Consider the following 21,515-nt stretch of genomic DNA (forward strand, 5'->3'; position numbering starts at 1 on the left):
AACGAACCCGAGAAACCGACGGGGCAGGACGAGGAACAGCGATGAGCACCTTGGACATCGAGATGACCCGCGCGTGGCTGCAGGCGACGGCCGCGAGCATGAACGACAACGCGGAGCGGCTCTCCGCTCTGGACGCGGCCATCGGCGACGGCGACCACGGCACCAACATGCGGCGCGGCTTCGCCGCCGTAACCGAGAAACTCGCCGGGACGGAGCCCGCCACGGTCGGCGAGCTGCTCGCGCTGAGCGGCCGGACCCTCATCTCCACGGTGGGCGGCGCCTCCGGCCCCCTCTACGGCTCGATCTTCCGTGCGGCGGGAAAACGACTCACGGGCGCCACAGCCACCGCCGATGACCTCGCCGACGCTCTGCGCGACGGACTGGAGGCGGTGCAGAAGCTCGGCGGCGCCCAGACCGGCGACAAGACGATCATCGACGCCTATGCCCCGGCGATGGACGCGTTCACGGCCGCCTTGGGCGACGGCCACGACCTCCTCGGGGCGGCGCGCGCGGCCGCGACCGCCGCCGGGGAGGGGGCGCAGGCGACGATCCCCCTCCTCGCGCGCAAGGGCCGCGCGTCGTACCTGGGCGAGCGCAGCATCGGGCATCAGGACCCCGGCGCGACCTCCACTGCCCTGGTCTTCGAAGCCCTCGCCGGTGTCCTGGGCACGCGGGACGAGGGGTGAGAAGGCCAGGGGTGAGGGCGGGGGCGGCTCGGGCGCCCCTCTGAATCGGGTACGGGCCTGCGCTCATTAGGGTGATTGCCGCCGACGCAGTGGACCCGAGCCGACGGAAGGACAGCGCACCATGATCGACCTTCGTTCGGATACGGTCACCAAACCCACCCCCGACATGCGACGAGCCATGGCGGAGGCCGAGGTCGGCGACGACGTTTTCGGCGAAGACCCCACCATCCGCGCGCTCGAAGAGGAGACCGCGCGCCTGCTCGGCAAGGAGCAGGCGCTCTACGTCCCCTCCGGCCACATGGCCAACCAGATCGCCGTGTACGTCTCGGCACGCAGCGGCGAGGAGATCTGGGCCCACGCCACCAGCCACGTGCTCGGCAACGAGCAGGGGGCCAGCTCGGTTCTGGCGCGGGTCGTGCCCCGAACGTTCGACGCGCCCGACGCGGTTCCCGACAGCGCGCTGCTCGAACGCTGGAGCGCGGGGATCGACGATGTGCACCGCGCCCGCCCGGCCCTGCTCTGCCTGGAGAACACGTTCACCGGCAGGGTCGTCCCGCTGTCCGAACAGCGGCGGGTCACCGCCTTCGCCCACTCCCACGGCATGCGCGCGCATCTCGACGGGGCGCGGCTGTGGAACGCGGCGGTGGCACTCGGCGCCGCCCCCGCCGAGGTGGCCGACGGGTTCGACACGGTCTCCACCTGCTTCTCCAAGGGCCTGGGCGCCCCCGTCGGCTCGGCCGTCGCGGGCGACGCCGACACGATCCAGCGGGCGCGGCGCGCCCGCAAACTCCTCGGCGGCGGCATGCGCCAGGCCGGGATCATCGCGGCGGGCGCGCTCTACGCCCTGCGCAACAACATCGACCGCCTGGCCGATGACCACAGCCGGGCGGCGCGCCTGGCCAAGGGCATCACCTCGGCCACCGGCCTGGCCGCCGAGTCCCGGACCAACATGGTCCTGGTGACGACGGAGCCCGGCGAGGCGCCCGGCTTCGCGGCCGACTTCGCCGAGCAGGGTGTGCGGTGCGTGGCGATCGGCCCCGACCTCGTCCGGTTGGTCGTCCACCTGGAGATCGGTGACGCCGACATCGACACCGCGATCGCGGCGATCGGCGCCGCGGTCACGGCACGGGGTGGCGCGCCCGAGCTATCACGGCTCAGGGCCGGTTGGTAGCCAGACGCGCCACGGCGGACTGTGCTTCGGCGGCACGACGGCGTCTCGGAGTTCGCTTGGCCATCCAAGGGTAATCCCACCAATGGTATGATTACTTTATGGACGAGGCTGTACAGCTGGACACAGGGACGGAGAAGCTCAGCGCCACAGTGCCCAAGGGTTTGTCCTCCGCAATCCGTGACCGCGCGGGCAAAGGGCATGTCTCCGCATACGTGACCGAGGCACTACTCGAAAAGATCGAACGCGATCGCCTGACCGAACTTGTCGATGACCTCTCCGATGAATTCGGAGCGCCGACGGAGGACGAGGTCGCCGCCGCTCTCGCTGAATGGGATGATGCGTGAACGCTCGCAAACGGCCCAGGCCAGGTGTTGGTGGGTGCTTGTTCCTCGACAACGAGGGCATCATGCGCGCCACCGAGAAGAGTCCTGGCGGCGAAATGGTGCGAGCTCGGCTTGAGGCGGCCCGGATCCGAGGCGCGCGGGTCGCCACCTTCGCGGTTGTACTCGCCGAGATCATCCGAGGCGAGCCGCGTGACGCCAGAGTTCACCGCATCCTCAACAAGATCAAGGTCGAAGACGTCACTCCCGAGATCGGCATTCGCGCAGGTGAACTCATCGGCACAGCGGGGCTGCACACCGATCAGTCAGTGGACGCCGCACTTGCCGCAACGGCGACCCTGTACGTGGAACGGCACGAGCGGCTGGGCCACCTCCAGGAGGCGTTGATCATCACGTCGGACTTGCCCCACCTGAGCAAACTCACCGAGGGGCACAATCGCGTGCGGGTCGCCCACGTGGATCGGTTGCCCGGACGTTAACCGAGCGCTTAGGCCTGGCCAATGTCGGGCTGGATCTCGCCCGCCGCGATCTCCTCGGCGTAGTGGCAGGCCACCTTGTGTCCGTCCGCCACGGTCCGCAGGGCGGGGCGCTCGGTGGCGCACCGCTCCGCCTGCCGCCACGGGCAGCGGGTATGGAACCGGCAGCCGGGTGGCGGCGAGGCCGGGGAGGGCAGGTCCCCCGGCAGGAGGACGCGTTCCCGGGCGTCCTCCACATCCGGATCAGGTACGGGCACCGCCGACATCAGCGCGCGAGTGTAGGGGTGCATCGGCGCGGCGTAGAGGGTGTCGCTGTCGGCCTCTTCGACCAGGGCGCCGAGGTACATGACGCCCACCGTGTCGCTCACGTGCCGCACCACCGCGAGGTCGTGCGCGATCACCAGGTAGGTCAGGCCGCGCGCCCGTTGCAGCTCCTCCAGGAGGTTCAGCACCTGGGCCTGGATCGACACGTCGAGCGCGGAGACGGGCTCGTCGCAGATGATCAGGTCGGGTTCGAGCACCAGCGCGCGGGCGATGCCGATGCGCTGGCGCTGTCCGCCGGAGAACTCGTGCGGGTAGCGCGGCAGGACCGCGCTCGACAGCCCCACGGCCTCCAGCGCCTCGATGACCGTGGCCCGCCGTTCCTCCCTGCTCTCCCCGATGCCGTGCGCGATCAACCCTTCCATCAGGATCGACTCGACGTTCTGCCGGGGATTGAGGCTGCCCAGGGGATCCTGGAAGACCATCTGCGCCCGGCGGCGCGTGCGCCGCATCTCCTCGGCGGGCATGTGCGCCAGGTCGGCGTTGTCCAGCCACACCCTCCCGGCGGTGATGTCGACCAGTCGCAGCACCGCGCGGCCCAGCGTGGTCTTTCCGCAGCCCGACTCCCCCACCAGGCCGTAGGTGCTCCCGCGCCGGATCGCCAGCGACACGCCGTCGACCGCGTAGACGTAGCCGACGGTCCGGTCGACGAGGACGCCGCTGCGGATCGGGAAGTGCACCTTGAGGTTGGCGATCTCCAGCAGGTCCGCACCGGCCACGGTCTCCCGCCCGGTCGGGCTCATCGGGACCCTCCTTCCCTCGGGGGTGCGTCGCCGACCGCCCGGTGCCTCCCCCGGGCCGCGACCGGGCGGTGGGTGACGGGGTGGACGCAGCGGTAGTGGTGGCCCTCCCGCCCACCGCGCAGCTCCGGTGGCCCGCCCAGGCACTCGACGGTGTAGGAGTCGCAGCGGGGCGCGAACGCGCAGCCGTCGGCCCAGGCGATGTCGTCGTTCACCGATCCCCGGACCGGTGTCAGGGCCTCCTCCCGCGGCGCGTTCAATCGCGGGATCGAGCCCAGCAGCCCCACGGTGTAGGGGTGGGCCGGCTCAGCGAACAGGCGCCGCCGCGCCGCGCCCTCCACGACTTTTCCGGCGTAGAGCACGTTGATCTCGTCGCATAGCCCGGCCACGACACCCAGGTCGTGGGTGATCATCAGCAGGGCGGTCCCCTCCTGGCGGACCAGGTTTTTCAGCAGTTCCAGGATCTGCGCCTGGATGGTGACGTCGAGGGCGGTGGTGGGCTCGTCCGCGATCATCAGCCGGGGGCGGCAGGCGACCGCCATGGCGATCAGCGCGCGCTGCCGCATGCCTCCCGACAGTTCGTGCGGGTACTCCCGGAGCCGCCGGGTGGGGTCGGGGATACCCACGCGCTGCAGCAGGTCGGCTGCCTCGGCGCGGGCGGCGGCGCGGCGCAGCCCCCGGTGGCGGGCGAGGACCTCGGTGACCTGGCGGCCAATGGGCACCACGGGGTTAAGCGACGACAACGGGTCCTGGAAGACCATGGCCAGCTGCGAGCCACGCAGGTCGCGCATTCGCTCCGGGGCCAGCGTGAGCAGGTCGACCGGGCTCTGGGCGGACCGGCCGTCGGACGCACCGCCCGCATCGAACAGGGCGCGTCCGGAGACGGTGACGCCCCGCCGCGGCAGCAGCCCCATCAGGGCCAGGGACGTGACGCTCTTGCCGCACCCGGACTCCCCGACCAGCCCGACGACCTGTCCCTCGTCGAGGGTGAACGACACCTGGTCCACCGCCCGGACGTCGCGCCGTCCGCGACCGGAGAAGGTGACCGACAGGTCGTCCACGGTGAGCAGGGGCATCGGCGTCACGTCCTCACTCGGGGGTCGAGGGATTCCCGCATCGCCTCGCCGAGCAGGGTGAAGCCCAGGGCGGTGACGATGATGGCCAGCGCCGGGTACACCGCGAGCTGCGGTGCGCCGGCCAGGAAGCGCTGCGCGTCGGCGAGCATGGTGCCCCACTCGGGGATCGACGGGTCCGGGTTGCCCAGCCCCAGGTAGGACAGTGCGGCGGCGTCGATGATCGCGGTGGCCAACGTCAGCGTCCCCTGGACCAGCACCGGCCCCAGGGAGTTGGGCAGGATGTGGACGAGGGCGATGCGGCGCGTGCGCACGCCCAGCGCGCGGGCGGCCAGAACGTAGTCGCGTCCGGCCTGGGCGATCATTGCGCCGCGCAGCAGCCGGGCGAAGATGGGGACCTGCGCGACACCGACCGCGATCATCACCGTGGCCAGGCTCGGCCCGAGCAGCGCCGCCACGCTGACGGCCAGCAGCAGCGCGGGCACGGCCAGCATCATGTCGGTGAACCGCATCAGCACCGCGTCGAGCCGCCGCCCCCACTGTCGGCCGAGAGCGTGGGCGGCACCGGCTGACCCTCCCAGGAGCGCGCCGACGCTGAAGCCGAGCAGGGTGGCGACCACCCCGACCAGGAGGGTCTGGCGTGCCCCGACGACCATGCGGGAGAACTGGTCGCGGCCGAGGTTGTCCAGGCCGAGCCAGTTTTCGGCGCGCGGCCCGACAAACACGTTCTGGTTGGGGAAGACCTCGTCGCCCCAGTTCTGGGCGACGGGACTGTAGGGGGCGAGCCACGGGCCGACGACCGCGACGACGACGAAGACCAGGACGGTGGCGGCCCCGGCCATGGCCATGGGGTTGCGGCGCAGCCGGTCGAAGGCCTCGCGCCAGACGCCGTGTCCGCGCCCTTCCTCGGCGCGGGCGGCGGTGAGTTCGGCGAGCCGGTCGATCCTCTCGGCCTTTGTCGGCATCAGCTCACCCGCACTCTCGGGTCGAGGAGGCTGTAGGAGATGTCCACCAGCAGATTGATCAGCACATACATGCAGGCGATGATCAGGATGAAGCCGAGCAGCGCCGGGTAGTCCCGCGTCTGGGTGGCGGCGTAGACGAACGACCCGATGCCGCCGAAGGCGAAGACGCTCTCGGTGAGCACCGCCCCAGCGAACAGGGCACCGGTCTGCAGGCCGATCGCGGTCGTCACCGGCAGCATGGCGTTGCGCAGCACATGCCGGGTGCGCACGACGTGGCGGTGGAGGCCTTTGGCCTCGGCGGTCCGCACGTAGTCCTCGGCGAGCACCTCCAGCACGCTGGCCCGGGTCATCCGCACGATGACGGCCAGCGGGATGCTGGACAGGGCGAGCCCGGGCAGCGCCAGGTGCGTGATGGCGTCCCAGGCGGAGTCCCACTCCCGGGTCATCAGCCCGTCGAGGACGAAGAAGCCGGTGACGCGGGTCGCGCTGAATCCGGGCGTCTGCCGGAAGGCGGAGGGGAACCAGCCGAGGTGCTCGGCGAAGATCACCTTGAGCACGAAGGCCAGGAAGAACACCGGGGTGCAGATCCCGATGAGGGATCCGCCGACCACGGCGGAGTCCAGGATGCCGCCGCGGCGCCGCGCGGCGAGGTAGCCGAGGGGGATTCCCACGCCGACGGCGATGACGATGGCGGCGATGGCGAGTTCGGCGGTCGCCGGGAACCGCAGGGCGAACTCGTCGAGGACGGGGCGCCCGGTCTGCAGGGAGGTGCCGAGGTCGCCCTCGGCGAGGCGGGTGAGGAACCGCCAGTACTGGACGATCAGCGGGTCGTCGAGGCCCAGCGCTCGGCGCAGCGTCGCCCTCTGTTCGGCGGTGGCGTCCTCGCCGAGCAGGGCGTATTCCGGCCCGCCGGGCAGTTGGCGCAGCCAGAAGAACAGCAGCACCGAGAGGCCGAAGAGGGTCGGGACCAGCTGCAGTGTCCGCCTGACGATGAAGCGCAGCACCTGGGGGCCGCCTCCTCACGTGGTCCGGGGGCAGTCCCGGTCGGCCGATGGCGTCGGCCGACCGGGGTCGGGCATCGCGGCTCGCACGGGCGGTTAGGAGAAGGACGCCTCGGAGAAGTTCTCCTGGGTGAGCGGGCTGACGGCCGGCGGGTCGACATTGGGCGCGAACGCGATCGCCGGAGGCGAGTGGGAGATCGGCAGGCCCGGGAGGTAGTCCATGATCTCCCGGTTGACCTCCTGGTACAGCTTGGTGCGCTGCTCCTGGCCGGGTGTGGAGGACACCTCGTCCATCAGGGCGAACAGCTCCTCGTTGCGGAACCCCCATCCGCTGTCGTATCCGTCGAACCAGGTGCCGAGGAAGTTGAAGGCCTCGTTGAAGTCACCGGTCCAGCCGAGCAGGTAGAGGCTGCAGCCACCGCTGTCGGTGTAGGGGATGTAGTCGCCCCAGGGCATCGAGTTGGCCGTAACGGTGATGCCGACGGCTTCGAGGTCGGCCTTGATGATGTCGAAGATGTCCTGCGGTGCGGGCATGTAGGGCCGGCTGACCTTGGTGGGGAAGCACATGTCGATATCGAGGTCGGCGTGTCCGGCCTCCTTGAGCAGCGACTTGGCCTTCTCGGGGTCGAAGTCGTAGGTGGTGACGTCCGGTGACCAGCCCTCCACGGTCTCCGGGATGAACTGGGTGGCGACCTTGGCGCCTTCGGGGAGGATGGTGTCGACGATCCGCTGCCGGTCGACGGCGTGGGCGATGGCCTGGCGTACCTTCTTGTCGGCCAGTTCCTCGCTGGTCTCCTGCTGGTAGGCGAGGTAGAGGATGTTGAACACGTCGCGGACGGGGACTTGGAACCCGGCCTCCTTGAGCGGCTCCATGTCGGCCGGGGCCACGAGGTCGTAGCCGTGGATGTCACCGGCCTCCAGGGCCTGCTTGCGGGCGGCCTCCTCGGAGATCGTCTTGATGATCAAGGTCTTGACCTTGGCCTTTTCGCCCCAGTAGTCGTCGAACCGTTCGAGCGTGACCTCCTGGGCGTCGTGGTCCCAGTCGACGAGCCGGTAGGGTCCGGTGCCCGCGACCGTCCCGGCCTCCTGGGTGTAGGCGGGGAGCACGGGGGAACCGGGATCGCCGGTGACCTTCTCCTCGGCGACCTTCGCGATGACCTTAGGGCTCATGATCCCGAACGAGGCGAGACTGAACGCGCCCGGGTAATTGGCCGAGGGCTCCTTCACCTTGATCACGGCGGTCAGTTCGCCGGGCGCGCTACACGAGGAGAAGTTGGGCTCGGGAGTATCCTTGTCCTCGTTCTCGGCGAATCCCCCGAAAGTGTTCTGCCAGTAGTAGGTCTGGTTGCTGTTCTGGTAGTTGCCGGTGAAGTTGTACCAGCGGTCGAAATTGGCGCATACCGCCTCGGCGTCGAGGTCTTCACCGTCATGAAATTTCACTCCGTCGCGCAGTTTGAAGGTCCACTCCGTACCGTCGTCGGACTGCTCCCAGGACTCCGCCAGGCCGCCGACGATCTCGGTGCCGCCGGGTTCGTGGGTGAGCAGGGTGTCGTAGATCTGCCGGGTGACGCGGAATGTCTCACCGTCGTTGGTCAGGACGGGGTCGACCGAACGCGGATCCCCCGCTCCGGCGAACACCAGGGGCTGGCTCTCGTTGGAATCACCGCCAGCGCCGTCTCGGGTACTTTCCGCGCAACCTGTGGCGATCAATGCCGTGATCATCGCAATCGCAGTGATCGAGAGCGGTCTGGACGGCTCCGGATTGAACACTGTCCACCTCACTAATGGGGGGCCGGTGGCACTGCGGTCGTTGAGACGAACCCTAATCGCCCGAACCACAGATCGGGAATATGTAACGCATCATCAATGCAACCGTGTCCGTTCCGCGCTTCCCCGGACTGTCTGTTTATCGATGGGCGGAATTCCGATATCGCCATTGTGGCGCGTGGGGCCCCTGACGAATGGGAGCATGGTGAGGGCAGAAACCTGTCCTCACCATCAGAAGGACAACCCCCTCGGAAGCTAGGGAGCGACTCAGTGGACATCCAAGAGCTGGCGGCGCGTGTCAGGGCCGCGAGTTACGGCCCGGCGAGCGCGGAAGCGGTCGACCGGCAGGTCGGCGTGATCGCGAAGCGGCTGGATGTCCTGGCCGCGGACTTCGGGTACGACCCCGGAGCCCTCTCCATCGGACAGGCCGCCGTGTTGGAGGAGGTCTACCTCACCGAACGCAACGTCCCCGCTGTGGAGGCCGACGACATCCGCGAGCTCTACGAGGCCCACGAGCCCGGCGCCGTGCCGCAGAACGAGGACATGCACGTGATCGCCGTGGACCCGACGCTGTGGCAGGAGTACGCGCTGATGAGCGCGGGCGAGGCCCGCGCGCTCGGGTTCCACGTGGTGTTCGACGCCGCACGGCTGGCCCGCCGACTGGGCGATGCGGAGCTGACCGACGACCTCGCCGACACCATCGCCTGGGAACTCACCAGCGAGGCCTCGCCAGGCTGACGCGGGGTCGCGTGGGAGGTGGACCGAGGTTGCCCAAAGATTACAGAACCGTCACCGTCCCTTCGTCGATGTGCCCTTCCGCTGCGCCGGGGATCTCATCTATTAGTCAATGGTTGAGACTTCATCCAGCGACGGAAGGGAATCCCCCACATGCGTCCCCTTGCCCGGCGTGCATCCCGTTCCGTGATCGCCGTCGCCTCCGCCGCCCTGCTCGCCTTCGGTATGGCCGGAACGGCGCACGCCGACCTGACGCCCGAGGAACTGCGCCGGGTCACCGACGAGTACCTCTTCAGCGTCAGCCTCAGCCGGTTCATCACCATCCGTGACAGCGCGCCGCACGCGGACCAGCTCGACTGGAGCTCCGACTCCTGCAGCTGGTCCCCGAACGAGCCCTTGGGCTACAACTTCGCCCCCGGGTGCAAGCGCCACGACTTCGGCTACCGGAACTACAAGAAGCAGACCCGGTTCACCGAACCCAACCGGCTGAAGATCGACGACAACTTCCGCGACGACCTCTACGGCATCTGCGGCGGCGACTGGCTGTGCCGTGCCGTCGCCGACATCTATTACAGCGCCGTGCGCCAGTACGGCGGCTCGGGCGCCACCACCGCCGAGGCGCTGGAGCGCGGCGACGCCGAAGCCCAGGTGGACAACCTCGTCGAGGTGGCCGATGACCTGGAACGGGCCGACACGCAGGCCGAGGCCGACCGGATCATCGAGGACTTCGAGGAGGAGCACCGGGTCGAGATCGCCCAGGACTTCCCGGTGCGCTGACCCCGGCGTCCCTCACCCCACCGCCCGCGGGAGAGGTGTCCGGGGGCGGTGCCCTCGTGGCCCCGCGTGAGCTGCCAGAGGCGGCGTCCGTTGCCGCCTCGCCCCCTCTGTGGGGGAACACGTCCGCAGGCCCAGGCGCCCGGCTCCGGCCGGGGCGCCGTCGCGTGTCGGGGCGGCTACGTTCAGGCGCCGAGGCGGCTGGGTACGTCCCCACCTGTGTGGCGCATGGGACATTCGTGCCGCCACCGCAGAAGTTCGAGTCCGCAATCAGGGAGATCCCAATGCACGCAACCGTCGGCGACCGAGTTCACATCAAGGGTCGCGTTGTCGGTATGAAAGAGCATGTCGGGGAGATCGTCGAAGTCCGTGGTACCGAGGGGGAACCCCCCTACCGCGTGCGCTTCGAGGACGGCCACGAATCCCTGATCTTCCCCGGCCCCGACTGCATCGTGGAGCCACGCCGGCCCATGGACTGACCCTCCGCTCGGGCACCGGCCCGGTGGCACCGCGCGGGGTCATCGGGCCTGGCATCCCGGACACCAGTAGAGGTTGCGGCCGGCCAGCTCCGCGGCGCTGATGGGCGAGGAGCAGACCCGGCACGGCTCGCCAGTGCGGTAGCAGACGTAGAGCGTGTCGGATCGCGGCACCGGACGCGCCTCGGGGTCGGGGCGGTGCTCGGGCCGGGTGGTGATGATGTAGCCCTCCCGCACACCGTCGGCGAGCAGCCCGGAGAGGTCGGCCCACAGGGTGTCCCACTCCCGCCGGGTGAGGTCGCGGCCCGCCCGGTAGGGATCGATCCCCGCACGGAACAGCGACTCGGCCCGGTAGATATTGCCTACCCCGGCGATGACGTCCTGGCGCATCAGCAGCGCGGCGATCGTCGTACGCGACCGGCTGATCACCCGCCACGACCGCTCTGGGTCGGCGTCGGGGCGCAAAGGGTCCGGACCCAGTTTGGCCTGGACCGCCCGTTTCTCCTCCTCGCCGATGAGCTCGCAGGCGGTCGGCCCGCGCAGGTCGGCCCAGCCCGAGGAGTTCACGATGCGCACCCGCACGGCGCCCACTGGTGGCGGCGCGACGACGAACCCGTCGGCGTCGCGCTCCAGCTCGCGCCGGCCGCCACTCTCCGCGCGCGGGGCGCCCAGGTAGCGCTCGCCATCGGCGTCGCCGAACGTCCATGCTCCGTAGATGCCGAGGTGCACGCGGAGCCACTCGCCGGAGTCGAACCCGCAGAAGAGCTGCTTGCCGTGGGCTTCGGCGCCGAGGAGGGTGCGGCCGTCGATCCGCCGCGCCCCGTCGGCGAACCGTCCCTGCGGACTGCTCACCCGCACGGGGGAACCGCCGTAGTGCTTGGTGAAGTGGCTGGCAAGCCGGTGCAGTGTGTGGCCCTCGGGCACGTCGCTCCTCCCGCGTCATCGTCCGGCCGCACCCGGGGGCGGCCGATCCGCACTCTATCCGTCGGACCGCCCACCCGCGGTCAAACGGTCCAGCGTCCCCCTTTCCATCCGGACCGCCTCAACCCCGCCCGATCTTGGCCGTTCCTCCCGCTTTGGGCCGCCAGAGGCGGTCCAAAGCGGGTCAGTACCGGCGAGCCCTTGACACCCCGCCGACCCGGCGCACAGGCTGATGACGCAGAGTATTCATACGGTCGTGTAGGCCGACATGGCCGCCGGGGTCCCCATTCTCCCGCGCGGTCCGCTCCTCCTGTCCCGCGCACGCCCGCCCCCCAGCTGAGAGAGGGTTGCGATGAGCGACTCGGAGACGCCGCTGATCACCGCTGATTTGGTCGACACCGGACTCGACGCCGCCGACCGGGACGAGGCCATGCGGCGGCTCGGGGAACTGCTGTACGTGACGGGCCGCGTCACCGACCTGGAGGGTTTCCTCTCCGACGTGCGCGAACGCGAGGAGCGCATGCCCACCGGAATGCCCGGACACGTCGGGCTGCCGCACGCACGCTCCGCGCACGTCACCGTGCCGAGTCTGGCCGTGGGCGTCTGCGCCGACGGCGTCGACTTCGCGGGTCCGGACGGTCCCGCCCGGCTCATCTTCCTGATCGCCGCCCCGGCCAGCGGCGGTGAGGAGCACATGCGGATCATCGCGGGGCTGGCGCGCATGCTCAAGCACGCGGACGTCCGGGCGACGCTGCTGGCGGCCCCCGACGCCCGGGCGATCGCGGACTCCGTGGCCGGTGAGCTGGTCATGTCGTGACCCCGGCCGGTAGCTGCCGCGACGGTGGTGCGGAAAGCGGGTCAGTCGCCGCCATGCAGGATCTCGTCGACCACCGAACTCGGGTCGTCCAGGCAGCGCCACGCGGGAACGCACACGGTGGGGTGGCCGCTGAGGCGGGTCAGCAGCTCGCCGTGGGCCAGCAGTCGCCGCAGTTCCAGGCCGCTGCGGGCGTGGTCCAGCAGGACCAGGACCGGTCCCCGGCCGGTGTCGACGCACAGGTCGGCCTGGTGTCCGTGGAACGACGGGCGCTGGGTGACCGGGGCGCCTCGCGCGCGCAGCGCGGAGCGCAGGCCGCCGAGCGCCGCGCTCTCCTCCTCGACGGGGTCGGTGCAGGGGCACAGGTCGCGCAGCGGGCTGTCGGTGTCCGACCAGAACGTGCGGTCGCCGACAACGATCAGCCGCGACCTTGTGTGGGTGAGCGCGATGGCCCACGCCGGGGAACGCACGGCGCGGTCGACGAGCCGCGCGGGAGCGCCGGCGGCCACCGCCGGCGAGACCACCATGACGTCCACCGCGCCGCTCTCCTCGCCCCGGAACTCCTCGGTGCCGCCCACGATGATCTTCCGGCGAAAGCCCTGCCGCCGAACGAGTCTGCGCAGGAGCGCCCACTGCGGCTGGAAGGGGGCGATGACCCCGATCGCGGTCTCCTCGGGCAGGGCGCCGTCGAGCTCCTGCAACACCACGGCGACCCGGTAGGCCTCCTCGCGGTTGATCCCCGACGCGCCGGGCACGGGCTCGCAGTCCCCGGAGAAGTGCCGCCATTCCACGGCCCGGGCGCCACTGTCGACCATCGGCGACGGCGGCGCCGACCGATCCCCGTTCGCCGGCCGGCTCTCCAGCGCCGGGAGGTTCTCGGGCTCGGTGGTCACGGCGATCCGGCCGCCGTAGCAGTGGCGGGAGGCCAGCGTGGCGATGGTCGGGTGGGAGCGGTCGTGTTCGTCGAGCCAGAGGTCCTGGTGCCGGGCGGAGGTCGCGGCGGCGCACGCCGTGTAGGCGGAGTATCCCGCGTAGCCGAGCTCCGGACGGCGCTCCAGCCAGGTGGGGCCCGCGGCACCGCGCAGCCGCTGCTCCTCCGCCGGTTCGAGGAGGGTGGGCGGGGCGGGCTGCGCAGGGTCGCCGACGACCAGCGCCCGCTTGGCGCGGTAGAGCAGCGGCAGCACCTCGGCCATCCGGCAGTGCTCCGCCCCGGCCACGACGACCAGGTCGAACAGCCCGGCCTGCGGCGGCAGGGCACGTGCCGCGCGGACGCCGACCGCCCAGGCCGGGACGACACTCAGCAGTTGGGCGAACCCCGGCCAGCCGGTGGTGTGGTGCCAGTTGAGGGTCTCCAGGCGGGTAAGCAGCGCCTGTCGGCCCTGGCCGGCCCGCCGGGAGACGACGCTGCGCAGGCAGGAGTCGCCGGAGAGGCGGTGGCAGGCCTGCGCCGCTTCCAGGTCGGCCAGCAGTCCGGCCAGCATCGGGGTCCGGCGGCGCCGGTCGAGGGCGGTGCGCCAGTCGAGTTCGATCCGAGCCACCCGGCACAGCCGCTGGAGGTTCTCGGGGGTGGGCTCCACGCCGAGTTCGCGGCGAATGGCCGAGCGGTGGGCGAGCCCGACGAACCCGCCGCCCAGCGCCCGTTCGGCGCGCCGCAACCAGTAACCGGGGTCGCCGTGTTCGGGGGTGAAGAGCGCGTCGGGGTCCCACCCCTGGCCGATCATCTCGACGCGCTGCTCGGCCAGACGCGCGAGAGAGTGCCCGTTGCGCGCGATCGCGTCGATGGATTTCCACGCGCTGTCGACCCGGGACCAGTCGTCCCGCAGGCTGCCGTTGTACGGGGTGAGGTCGGGGGGTGCCGCCGGCTGTTCGACGAGCCGTTCCAGGGTGCGGATCTCCCTGGTCCGGTGGTCGGCGTGGCCGGTGCGCAGGATCAGGTGGTCGGGGGCCTCCCCAGCTCGGCGCACGATCCGGTCCAGCAGTCGCTCCTCCGCCGCGGCGACGAGCACGCTCTGGTTCGCGACCACGGCGGTGCGCACGGCGGCGTCGATGAGGTCGGCCATGCCGGTCCCGGGCGGTGCGGCTGCCGTCGTCAGGTGCTCGCGCATCGCCGAGCGCAGGATCGCGTACTGCGCCTCGCTCAGGCGGCCGTCGGCCACGGGCAGGACGGAATCGTCGCGCGTGGCTTCGGAGCCCCGAGCGGCCCGCCCCGGCGGCGCCGTGCGCGGCGCGCCCGTTCCAACCTCGCCCTCCAGCAGGGCTTCGAGCGCGGTGCCCTCGGCCTGACCCGGCCGGGGGCCGTCGCGGTGCCCGGGGTCGAGGTCGGCGAGCAGCCCGGCGACCGTCCCCGGGCGTTCCTCGTCGCCCGCGGGGTGCTCGTCCGGACCGGCGCGGAACAGCACCGCGACATTGTGGGCGCCCGCGCGGGGGGACCGCGGCAGGGTGCCGCGCGTCGCATGCGGGACGATGTCGTCGACCCGATCGATGTCGAGGCGGGTGAGCAGGGTGCGGACCTTGGCCTCCAGGTCCAGGACGACGGCGTCGTGCGGGCGGTCGCCCTCGGGGCTGCCGTGGCGCAGGACGGCGCGCAGGGCGGCGAGTTCCTCGGGGTCGGTGATCCCGACCCGGCGGAGCAGCGCGGGGTTGACGTCGGGCGCGGAGACGGCGCGGACCCGGGGTTCGTCGGTGCCGGGGACGAGTTCGACGTCGGTGACGAGCAGTGGGGCGGCGTGCCAGCGGGAGTCGATGACGCCGTCGCCGCCCTCTGCGCCAGGAGCGAGGAGGACGACAGGGTAGCCGTAGCGCAGGGGGCGGCCGTGGCGGCGGGCCGCCCGCAGCACGCCGTCGGCCTCGGCCGGGATGCGGAGGTCCTCCGCCGCTCCGCTGAAAAGCGTCTCGGCCCCGGCGGGGAGACAGTGGTGCCCGCTCGACGCGCTCGGGGTGTCGGCGGCTCCGAGTTCGATGAGGTGGTCCACGACGGCCTCGCGGTGGACGCACGCGCGGTAGTAGTCGAGGAGCGCGCGGACGCGGCCGTCGGTGGTGCGGTGATGGCCGGGGTGGGGTTCCGGCTGCGGGGCGGGGGTGGCGGCAGCCGGTCGGGACCGTGTTGCGGGTGGCACGATCATGACGGTCACATCGCCGTTGGAATCTGCCGACCGCGGACTGTTTTCCTCACGCGCCGGGCCGCCTCTGCGGCGGTCCCGAACGGATGAGTCGGGAGAAGGGACCGACACGTCGCACCCCATGGTGTATCGCGGATTGAACCGGCCGGGCGGGAGGTGAGCAGCGGATCACATCCGGCCAATGGCCCCCATTGTGCGCCATCGCTGATGGGCCCGCAGCGAGAACCGAGAAAAAGGTCCAGGTGACGGCGGTGGACCGGCGGTCTCAGACCGTCCGCGCCGCCAGGCGCGAGGCTGCTGTCACGCCATGCGGCAGCGGCACTCAGAGTTCTTTCAGCGCCTTCAGGACACGGTAGAGGGTGGCGGTGTCGGGGCGGTCGGCGACCAGCGTGGTTCCCGGAACCGGACGCTCGGGCCGGCGGGGCCGGGGCGGCAGGGGGGCGTGGGGCTGCTCGGGGGCTGGTGCGGGCCGGGCGCGCGCGGGCGGGCGCAGGACCCCGCGCAACCGTCTGCGGGCGAAGGCGAGGTTGCCGTCGCGGCGGTCCATCCTGACCTGGACGCACAATCGCGCTCCCGGTCCGGCGCGCACCGCCGCCACCAGCAAGCGGGTGTTCCCCCGGGTGATGACGAGGTCGTCCAGCGCCCCCTTCCCGCATGCGTGCCGCGCGCGGAAGAGGCGGTCGCCGACGACCTGGCCGACGGCTCTGGCCGACCTGCGGGCCTGTTCGCGCTCCGCGGCGGGGTCCGGTCCGATAGCGGCGACGACACGATCGTTTTGATAATCCACCAAAGCCGCGCCGCATACACCGGGTATTGCCAGGATTTCGCGTAACTGATCACCGAACGCGAACATGGCGTGCCTCCAGATGTCTCCATCCGCAACCGGGTTCCACAGGACCGCCCGGAGCGCATGGATAGCTTCAGGGGATTGTGAGCGTATTGCGACAGGACCTTCTTTCGCATCGTTTCTCGAAGATTTCTTGGTGAACGCGCGACATGATTCCGCACTTCTCCGCCCTGACATCCTGTTGTCGACCGGACAGCACGAGTGTCGGGATCCAGTGGTGTCCCGAGGAACCGCGGGAGGCGCGGCAGGGCCTACCCTGCCGCGCCTCCAGCCCCGTTCGGGTGCTCTCGGCGCGCCGGTGAGAGTCCGGGAATGACTGTTGTCCGAGCCGCCCCACCCGGCCGGAGGGGAACATATTCCCGGCGATCACGGGGTGCGCCGGACCGGCCGGTGAACCGGGCGATGGGCACGTGAAGGAAACGATCAGCACGCCAGGGGCGATAAAATGCGCAGGCATTGCTTTCGACTTCGCCACTGATCGCGCTCGCGCTATCACGACGCTCGGTTATTGCATCCGACCGCAGCGAAATTCCGCGATAGGGGCCGGGCGGCGCTCGCCGGCGGTCTCGGCCTCAATCCGATTCCAGCGTACGCAGTGCCATCCACAGCTCGGCGCGGTAATCGGGGTCGTCGAGGTCCCCTGGGAGCAGCTCCCGGATGCGGGTGATCCGGTAGCGCAGCGTGTGCCGGTGGACCCGCAGCTCCTCCGCCGCGGCGTCCCAGCGGCCGGCGGCGGCCAGGTAGGCACGCAGTGACCGAACCAGATCGTCGGCGGAACGATGGGACAGCAGAGGGGCCAGCAGGTCGTGGGCCAGCCGCGTCCCGGCCGGGGTGTCGACCAGGCCGAGGAAACCACCGGGCAGGTCGGCCGCGCGCACCACCGGCCGACCGTCGCGCTGTGCCGCCTGGACGGCCCGCTCGGCCTGTCCGCGTGCCATGGGCAGATCGCGGTAGCCGACCGGTCCCCCGACGCCGACGGGGCCGCCGGTCAGCCGGGCCAGGGCGCCGCCCGGATCGGTGTCCTCCGAGCTCAGCACCACGAGGCGGTCGTCCAGTTCGGCCACAAGGCAGCCGTCCAGGGCCGGGTCGCGTGGAGCGCCGCCGGACGCCGCCGCGGCGGCGAACGCCACGACCACCGGTTCTGCGGGGAGAGCGGAGAGCAGCCGCGCCGATGCCGCTCGATCCACGTCGATCGCCCCGCTGAGCAGGGCCTCCAGCAGGCCGCCGCGCAGTCCCTCACCCCGCCCGGGTGCGGTGCGCTCCAGTTCCAGGGAGAGCAGTGACACCGCCGCGTTGACCAGGGTCCGCTCATCGGCCCCGAGGCGGTGGGCACCCCCGACGGCGAGGAACCCCTGGACCCGGCCGCCCACGCCCAGCGGCTGCACCGCGGCGGTCTCCCCGCCGGACGTCACCGACGCGCCTGCGCGCTGCCGGGCCTGCCGCAGGCGGCGCACCTCCCCCGCCAGATCTGCGGCGCGCTCCGCGGCCGCGGCGGGAACGGCGTGCCGGGGCGAGCCGTCGGGAGCGAGCAGGAGCAGCCAGCCGCCCACCTCCCCGGCGAGGCGGTCGACGATGGCCTCGGCACCGCGCAGGGCCGCCTGGGTGAGCCTGCGCTGGGCGGCGAACGCGCGGCTCAGCCCCTCGTACTCCTCCTTGGCCAGCAGGCGGGAAACCTCCTTGCCGACCGCGATGAACGGCGTCGGCCGGGGCACCTCGACGAGCGGGAGGCCGAGCTTGCGGGCGGCGTCCACGAGGTCGGCGGGGACGTTGTTGTGCGCCACCCCGCTGCCGAAGCCCAGCCCGGCGACCTCGCGCCGGACCAGCCGCCGCACGTAGTCGCGGGCGGCGTCGGCGCCCGCGGTCCAGCGCACGCCGGTGGTGAGGACGAGCTCGCCGCCCTCCAGATAGGGGGTGGGGTCGGTGAGCTCGCTGACGGCGACCCAGCGCACCTCGCGGTCGATCCGGTCGTCCCCGGCGAGTAGTCGCAGCTGGAGGCGGGGCGTGCGCAGCAGGGCGCCGAGTGTGGGCGGCACGGAATCCCCCGATCACCATATTGGCCAAGAACGCCCCCCGATCTTATCCACTGCGGAGATAACCCGACCGGTCCGCGCGCCGTAGGGTCGAGCCGACTCGCGTACTTGAGGGAGGACACCCATGGCCACGTCGGAGATCGCCCAGGCCCGCCGGATCGTCACCGAGATCCCCGGACCGAAATCGCGCGCGGTGCAGGAGCGCCGCAAACAGGCGGTGGCCCAGGGGGTGGGCAGTGTCCTGCCCGTGTACGTGGAGCGGGCGGGCGGCGGGATCGTCGAGGACATCGACGGCAACGCCCTCATCGACTTCGGCTCCGGCATCGCCGTGACCAACGTGGGCAACGCCGACCCGCGGGTGGTCGAGCGGGCGACCGAGCAGCTGTCGCGCTTCACCCACACCTGCTTCATGGTCAACCCTTACGAGGGGTACGTGGAGGTGTGTGAGGCGCTCAACCGGGTCACCCCCGGCGACCACGAGAAGCGGTCCATTCTGCTGAACTCCGGCGCCGAGGCGGTGGAGAACGCGGTGAAGATCGCGCGGAGCGCCACCGGGCGCCAGGCCGTGATCGTGTTCGACCACGCCTACCACGGCCGCACCAACCTCACCATGGCGCTGACGTCCAAGAACATGCCCTACAAGCAGGGGTTCGGCCCGTTCGCGGGCGAGGTGTACCGGATGCCGATGGCCTACCCCTTCCGGTGGCCGACCGGCCCGGAGAACTGCGGGCCCGAGGCGGCCCGGCAGGCCATCGACCAGATCAGCAAGCAGATCGGCGCGGAGAACGTGGCCGCGGTGCTCATCGAGCCGATTCAGGGCGAAGGCGGTTTCATCGAGCCCGGTACGGGCTTCCTGCCCGAGCTGGCGGAGTTCTGCCGGGCCAACGGCATCGTCTTCGTCGCCGACGAGGTGCAGACCGGGTTCGCCCGGACCGGGCAGATGTTCGCGTGCGAGCACGAGGGCGTCGTGCCGGACCTGATCACGACGGCGAAGGGCATCGCCGGCGGGCTCCCGCTGGCCGCGGTGACCGGCCGGGCCGACCTGATGGACGCCGTGCACTCCGGTGGCCTGGGCGGCACCTACGGCGGTAACCCGGCGGCCTGCGCCGCCGCTCTGGCCGCGCTGGAGGCCATCGAGTCGGCGGACCTCGCCGGACGGGCCCGCGCCATCGGCGCGACGATGCTCAAGCGGCTGCGCGCTCTGGCCGCCACGCACGACATCATCGGCGACGTGCGCGGACGCGGCGCCATGATCGCGATCGAGCTGGTGAAGGGCGGCGGGGACATGACCCCGGCGACCGACGCCGTCGCCGAGGTCATGCGCTACTGCCACTCCCAGGGCCTGGTCCTGCTGACCGCGGGAACGTACGGCAATGTCATCCGGATGCTGCCGCCGCTGGTGATCGGCGACGACCTGCTCGACGAGGGGTTGTCCATCCTGGAGGAGGCGTTCGCCCGGCTGTAGCGGCCGCTTCCCGCGCCCCGCCACTCTGCTCTCTCATCCCCTCTGACAGCGGTGGGGTGCCCGCACCGGCTGCGGGCACCCCACCGTTTTGCCACGATGGACTTCAGCCGACCGGGCCACAGTGCGGCCCGCCGATGCGTGAGGGAGCTGGATACATGGTGCACGTCGCCGTGGGGCAATTCGCCCCGGGAGAGGACAAGAAGGAGAACCTCGCTGCGGTCGGCGGGATGGTGGCCGAGGCCGCGGAGCAGGGGGCGCAAGTGGTGCTGCTCCCCGAATACGCGATGTTCACCGCGCCCCGTATCGACCGCCGGTTCGTCGCGGCGGCGGAGCCGCTGGACGGCCCGTTCGCCTCCGGCTTGGCCGAGCTCGCCCAACGCCACGGGGTGCATGTCGTGGCCGGTGTGCTGGAGGGCCGACCGGACGCCGAGCGGTTCCGCAACGCGCTGGTGGCCGTGGGGCCCGACGGAATGGTCTGCGCGGCCTACCGCAAGCTGCACCTGTACGACGCGTTCGGGATGACCGAGTCGGAGGTGGTGGAGCCCGGGGAGATCGACGAACCCGAGACGTTCGCCGTCGACGGGCTCACCTTCGGCTTGCAGACCTGCTATGACCTGCGCTTCCCCGAGGTCACTCGACGTATCGCGGATGCGGGGGCCGACGTCCTGCTGCTCGCGGCGGACTGGGTTCCGGGGCCCTTGAAGGAGGACCACTGGGTCACCCTGGCGCGGGCGCGCGCCATCGAGAACACCATGTACGTGGCGGCCGCCGGACAGAACGCCCCCACCGGCGCGGGCAACAGCATGATCATCGATCCCATGGGGACGCCCATCATCGCGTTGGGTGAGCAGACCGGGGTAGCGGTCGGCCGGATCACCGAAGAACGGGTGGCAGAAGTCCGCGCTAAAAACCCGGCTCTCCGACTACGGCGGTTCACCGTTTCCGCGAGGCGATAGGGCATAGCGGACAATTTACGCGTTCTATGACGCTCTTGGTCAGCTCATTACCGCTATTGCTACCGAGAGTTATTCTCGGTAAGCTCATAGTCACGAGAATCGGCCCGAGCTATTCCGATCGCAGAGTGTTTCTGGTTCAATAAGAGCCCGAATCGAGAGGCCCGCCAGACTGTCCTAAACCACGGGGGGAGCAGGGACGTTGAGCGGTCTGAGCATGATGCGCCCATCGGACGCAGCCAATGCAGACACAGCCACGACCGAGAGGTACATCTTCGATCCGGGGTCGCTGAGCAGCGCACAGATCATGGGGGATGCCTGTGCGATCTGCCACGTGAAGTGGCCACGACCCCGAAATCCACTGGGCGGACTGCCCGAGGGTCACGAAGTCTACGGATGCGATGAGTGCGCCGGAATCGTCGAGGCGCACACCGCCCGTTCCATGGAGCACGCACTGGCGATCCACTGACGAGCGGTCCACAACAGCCAACGCGGCAACACATATAGGTCACGACGTTTTCAAATGGGTCAAAAACGGTCGGAGCCACGGGCCGAACGAGGGGGAAACCCGAGGAACACGGGGCACCCCACCGAAAGATCGGGGCGAGGACGCTCCGGGTCCAGGGGGAGACAGGACCCGGAGCGCCTCGGCCGACGCACCCGCTTCCATGGGGGGAGGAGGGGAAATGAGTACGTCTTCCCTGATCGGCTCATGAACGCCAGCCCACGCCACCGGCCCGCGGTGCCGTGGAGTGACGAACCGGTACCTACCCTACTCCTTGACGCGCCCTGTGGTCGGTGAACGCGCCATTTCGATGGCGAATAACCCGAATTGCGGGT

General features: G+C 70.8%; 19 protein-coding genes. 10 read left to right on the forward strand and 9 right to left on the reverse strand.

The window, feature by feature from the left end; translation table 11 throughout:
• Nucleotides 1-41 precede the first annotated feature (41 nt).
• From dhaL to ABD259_RS13790, 4 genes are all read left to right on the forward strand, one after another.
• Nucleotides 42-686, forward strand: coding sequence for a dihydroxyacetone kinase subunit DhaL (gene dhaL, locus ABD259_RS13775; protein ID WP_344101106.1), 645 nt, complete (start codon nucleotides 42-44; stop codon nucleotides 684-686).
• Nucleotides 687-807: 121 nt separating this feature from the next.
• Nucleotides 808-1,857 carry a threonine aldolase family protein gene (locus ABD259_RS13780; protein ID WP_344162726.1) on the forward strand — a complete coding sequence of 350 codons (1,050 nt, stop codon included), beginning with the start codon at nucleotides 808-810 and terminating at the stop codon, nucleotides 1,855-1,857.
• A gap of 98 nt (nucleotides 1,858-1,955) precedes the next feature.
• On the forward strand, nucleotides 1,956-2,201 hold the full coding sequence (locus ABD259_RS13785) for a CopG family transcriptional regulator (RefSeq protein ID WP_344101110.1): 246 nt from the start codon (nucleotides 1,956-1,958) through the stop codon (nucleotides 2,199-2,201).
• Between the two features lie 38 nt (nucleotides 2,202-2,239).
• Nucleotides 2,240-2,677 carry a PIN domain-containing protein gene (locus ABD259_RS13790; RefSeq protein ID WP_344162729.1) on the forward strand — a complete coding sequence of 146 codons (438 nt, stop codon included), beginning with the start codon at nucleotides 2,240-2,242 and terminating at the stop codon, nucleotides 2,675-2,677.
• 8 nt (nucleotides 2,678-2,685) lie between these two features.
• On the opposite strand, the gene ABD259_RS13795 is transcribed toward ABD259_RS13790, so the two are convergent.
• From ABD259_RS13795 to ABD259_RS13815, 5 genes are all read right to left on the reverse strand, one after another.
• Entirely contained in the window at nucleotides 2,686-3,738 is a 1,053-nt protein-coding gene (locus ABD259_RS13795) for an ABC transporter ATP-binding protein (RefSeq protein ID WP_344101114.1), read from the reverse strand.
• Nucleotides 3,735-4,811, reverse strand: a complete 1,077-nt coding sequence (locus tag ABD259_RS13800) for an ABC transporter ATP-binding protein (RefSeq protein WP_344101325.1) — start codon at nucleotides 4,809-4,811, stop codon at nucleotides 3,735-3,737. Before ABD259_RS13800 ends, ABD259_RS13795 begins: the two co-directional genes overlap by 4 nt.
• Before the next feature lie 5 nt (nucleotides 4,812-4,816).
• Complete coding sequence (locus ABD259_RS13805) at nucleotides 4,817-5,773, reverse strand: ABC transporter permease (protein WP_344101116.1); 957 nt, start codon at nucleotides 5,771-5,773, stop codon at nucleotides 4,817-4,819.
• On the reverse strand, nucleotides 5,773-6,777 hold the full coding sequence (locus tag ABD259_RS13810) for an ABC transporter permease (protein ID WP_344101118.1): 1,005 nt from the start codon (nucleotides 6,775-6,777) through the stop codon (nucleotides 5,773-5,775). The genes ABD259_RS13805 and ABD259_RS13810 overlap by 1 nt, the downstream gene beginning before the upstream one ends.
• A gap of 93 nt (nucleotides 6,778-6,870) precedes the next feature.
• Nucleotides 6,871-8,544, reverse strand: a complete 1,674-nt coding sequence (locus ABD259_RS13815) for an ABC transporter substrate-binding protein (protein ID WP_425573520.1) — start codon at nucleotides 8,542-8,544, stop codon at nucleotides 6,871-6,873.
• Between the two features lie 267 nt (nucleotides 8,545-8,811).
• Here ABD259_RS13815 and ABD259_RS13820 point away from each other — a divergent pair, with 267 nt between their 5' ends.
• The 3 genes from ABD259_RS13820 to ABD259_RS13830 all read left to right on the forward strand — a co-directional run bounded on the left by ABD259_RS13820 (nucleotide 8,812) and on the right by ABD259_RS13830 (nucleotide 10,529).
• Complete coding sequence (locus ABD259_RS13820) at nucleotides 8,812-9,279, forward strand: hypothetical protein (protein WP_344101122.1); 468 nt, start codon at nucleotides 8,812-8,814, stop codon at nucleotides 9,277-9,279.
• A 150-nt stretch (nucleotides 9,280-9,429) separates the two neighbouring features.
• Nucleotides 9,430-10,053: a phospholipase gene (locus tag ABD259_RS13825; RefSeq protein ID WP_344101124.1), complete on the forward strand. Its 624-nt coding sequence runs from the start codon at nucleotides 9,430-9,432 to the stop codon at nucleotides 10,051-10,053.
• A gap of 281 nt (nucleotides 10,054-10,334) precedes the next feature.
• Nucleotides 10,335-10,529 (forward strand): DUF1918 domain-containing protein, encoded by a 195-nt coding sequence (locus ABD259_RS13830; RefSeq protein WP_344101126.1) that lies wholly within the window; start codon nucleotides 10,335-10,337, stop codon nucleotides 10,527-10,529.
• A gap of 39 nt (nucleotides 10,530-10,568) precedes the next feature.
• On the opposite strand, the gene ABD259_RS13835 is transcribed toward ABD259_RS13830, so the two are convergent.
• Entirely contained in the window at nucleotides 10,569-11,450 is an 882-nt protein-coding gene (locus tag ABD259_RS13835) for an Fpg/Nei family DNA glycosylase (protein WP_344162735.1), read from the reverse strand.
• A gap of 349 nt (nucleotides 11,451-11,799) precedes the next feature.
• Here ABD259_RS13835 and ABD259_RS13840 point away from each other — a divergent pair, with 349 nt between their 5' ends.
• Nucleotides 11,800-12,264, forward strand: coding sequence for a PTS sugar transporter subunit IIA (locus ABD259_RS13840; protein WP_344162738.1), 465 nt, complete (start codon nucleotides 11,800-11,802; stop codon nucleotides 12,262-12,264).
• Nucleotides 12,265-12,305: 41 nt separating this feature from the next.
• On the opposite strand, the gene ABD259_RS13845 is transcribed toward ABD259_RS13840, so the two are convergent.
• The 3 genes from ABD259_RS13845 to ABD259_RS13855 form a co-directional block, all read right to left on the reverse strand.
• On the reverse strand, nucleotides 12,306-15,377 hold the full coding sequence (locus tag ABD259_RS13845) for a DEAD/DEAH box helicase (RefSeq protein ID WP_412759356.1): 3,072 nt from the start codon (nucleotides 15,375-15,377) through the stop codon (nucleotides 12,306-12,308).
• A gap of 325 nt (nucleotides 15,378-15,702) precedes the next feature.
• Nucleotides 15,703-16,167: a hypothetical protein gene (locus tag ABD259_RS13850; protein WP_344101134.1), complete on the reverse strand. Its 465-nt coding sequence runs from the start codon at nucleotides 16,165-16,167 to the stop codon at nucleotides 15,703-15,705.
• A 632-nt stretch (nucleotides 16,168-16,799) separates the two neighbouring features.
• Entirely contained in the window at nucleotides 16,800-18,260 is a 1,461-nt protein-coding gene (locus tag ABD259_RS13855; RefSeq protein ID WP_344162741.1) for a PucR family transcriptional regulator, read from the reverse strand.
• Nucleotides 18,261-18,381: 121 nt separating this feature from the next.
• Here ABD259_RS13855 and gabT point away from each other — a divergent pair, with 121 nt between their 5' ends.
• Both gabT and ABD259_RS13865 read left to right on the forward strand, forming a co-directional pair.
• The gene (gene gabT, locus ABD259_RS13860; RefSeq protein ID WP_344101138.1) at nucleotides 18,382-19,722 is read left to right on the forward strand and encodes a 4-aminobutyrate--2-oxoglutarate transaminase; all 1,341 of its coding nucleotides are present in this window, start codon (nucleotides 18,382-18,384) and stop codon (nucleotides 19,720-19,722) included.
• Between the two features lie 155 nt (nucleotides 19,723-19,877).
• Nucleotides 19,878-20,678 (forward strand): carbon-nitrogen hydrolase family protein, encoded by an 801-nt coding sequence (locus ABD259_RS13865; protein ID WP_344101140.1) that lies wholly within the window; start codon nucleotides 19,878-19,880, stop codon nucleotides 20,676-20,678.
• Nucleotides 20,679-21,515 lie beyond the last annotated feature (837 nt).

The organism is Nocardiopsis rhodophaea (assembly GCF_039530945.1).
Classification (GTDB): Bacteria; Actinomycetota; Actinomycetes; order Streptosporangiales; family Streptosporangiaceae; genus Nocardiopsis_C; species Nocardiopsis_C rhodophaea.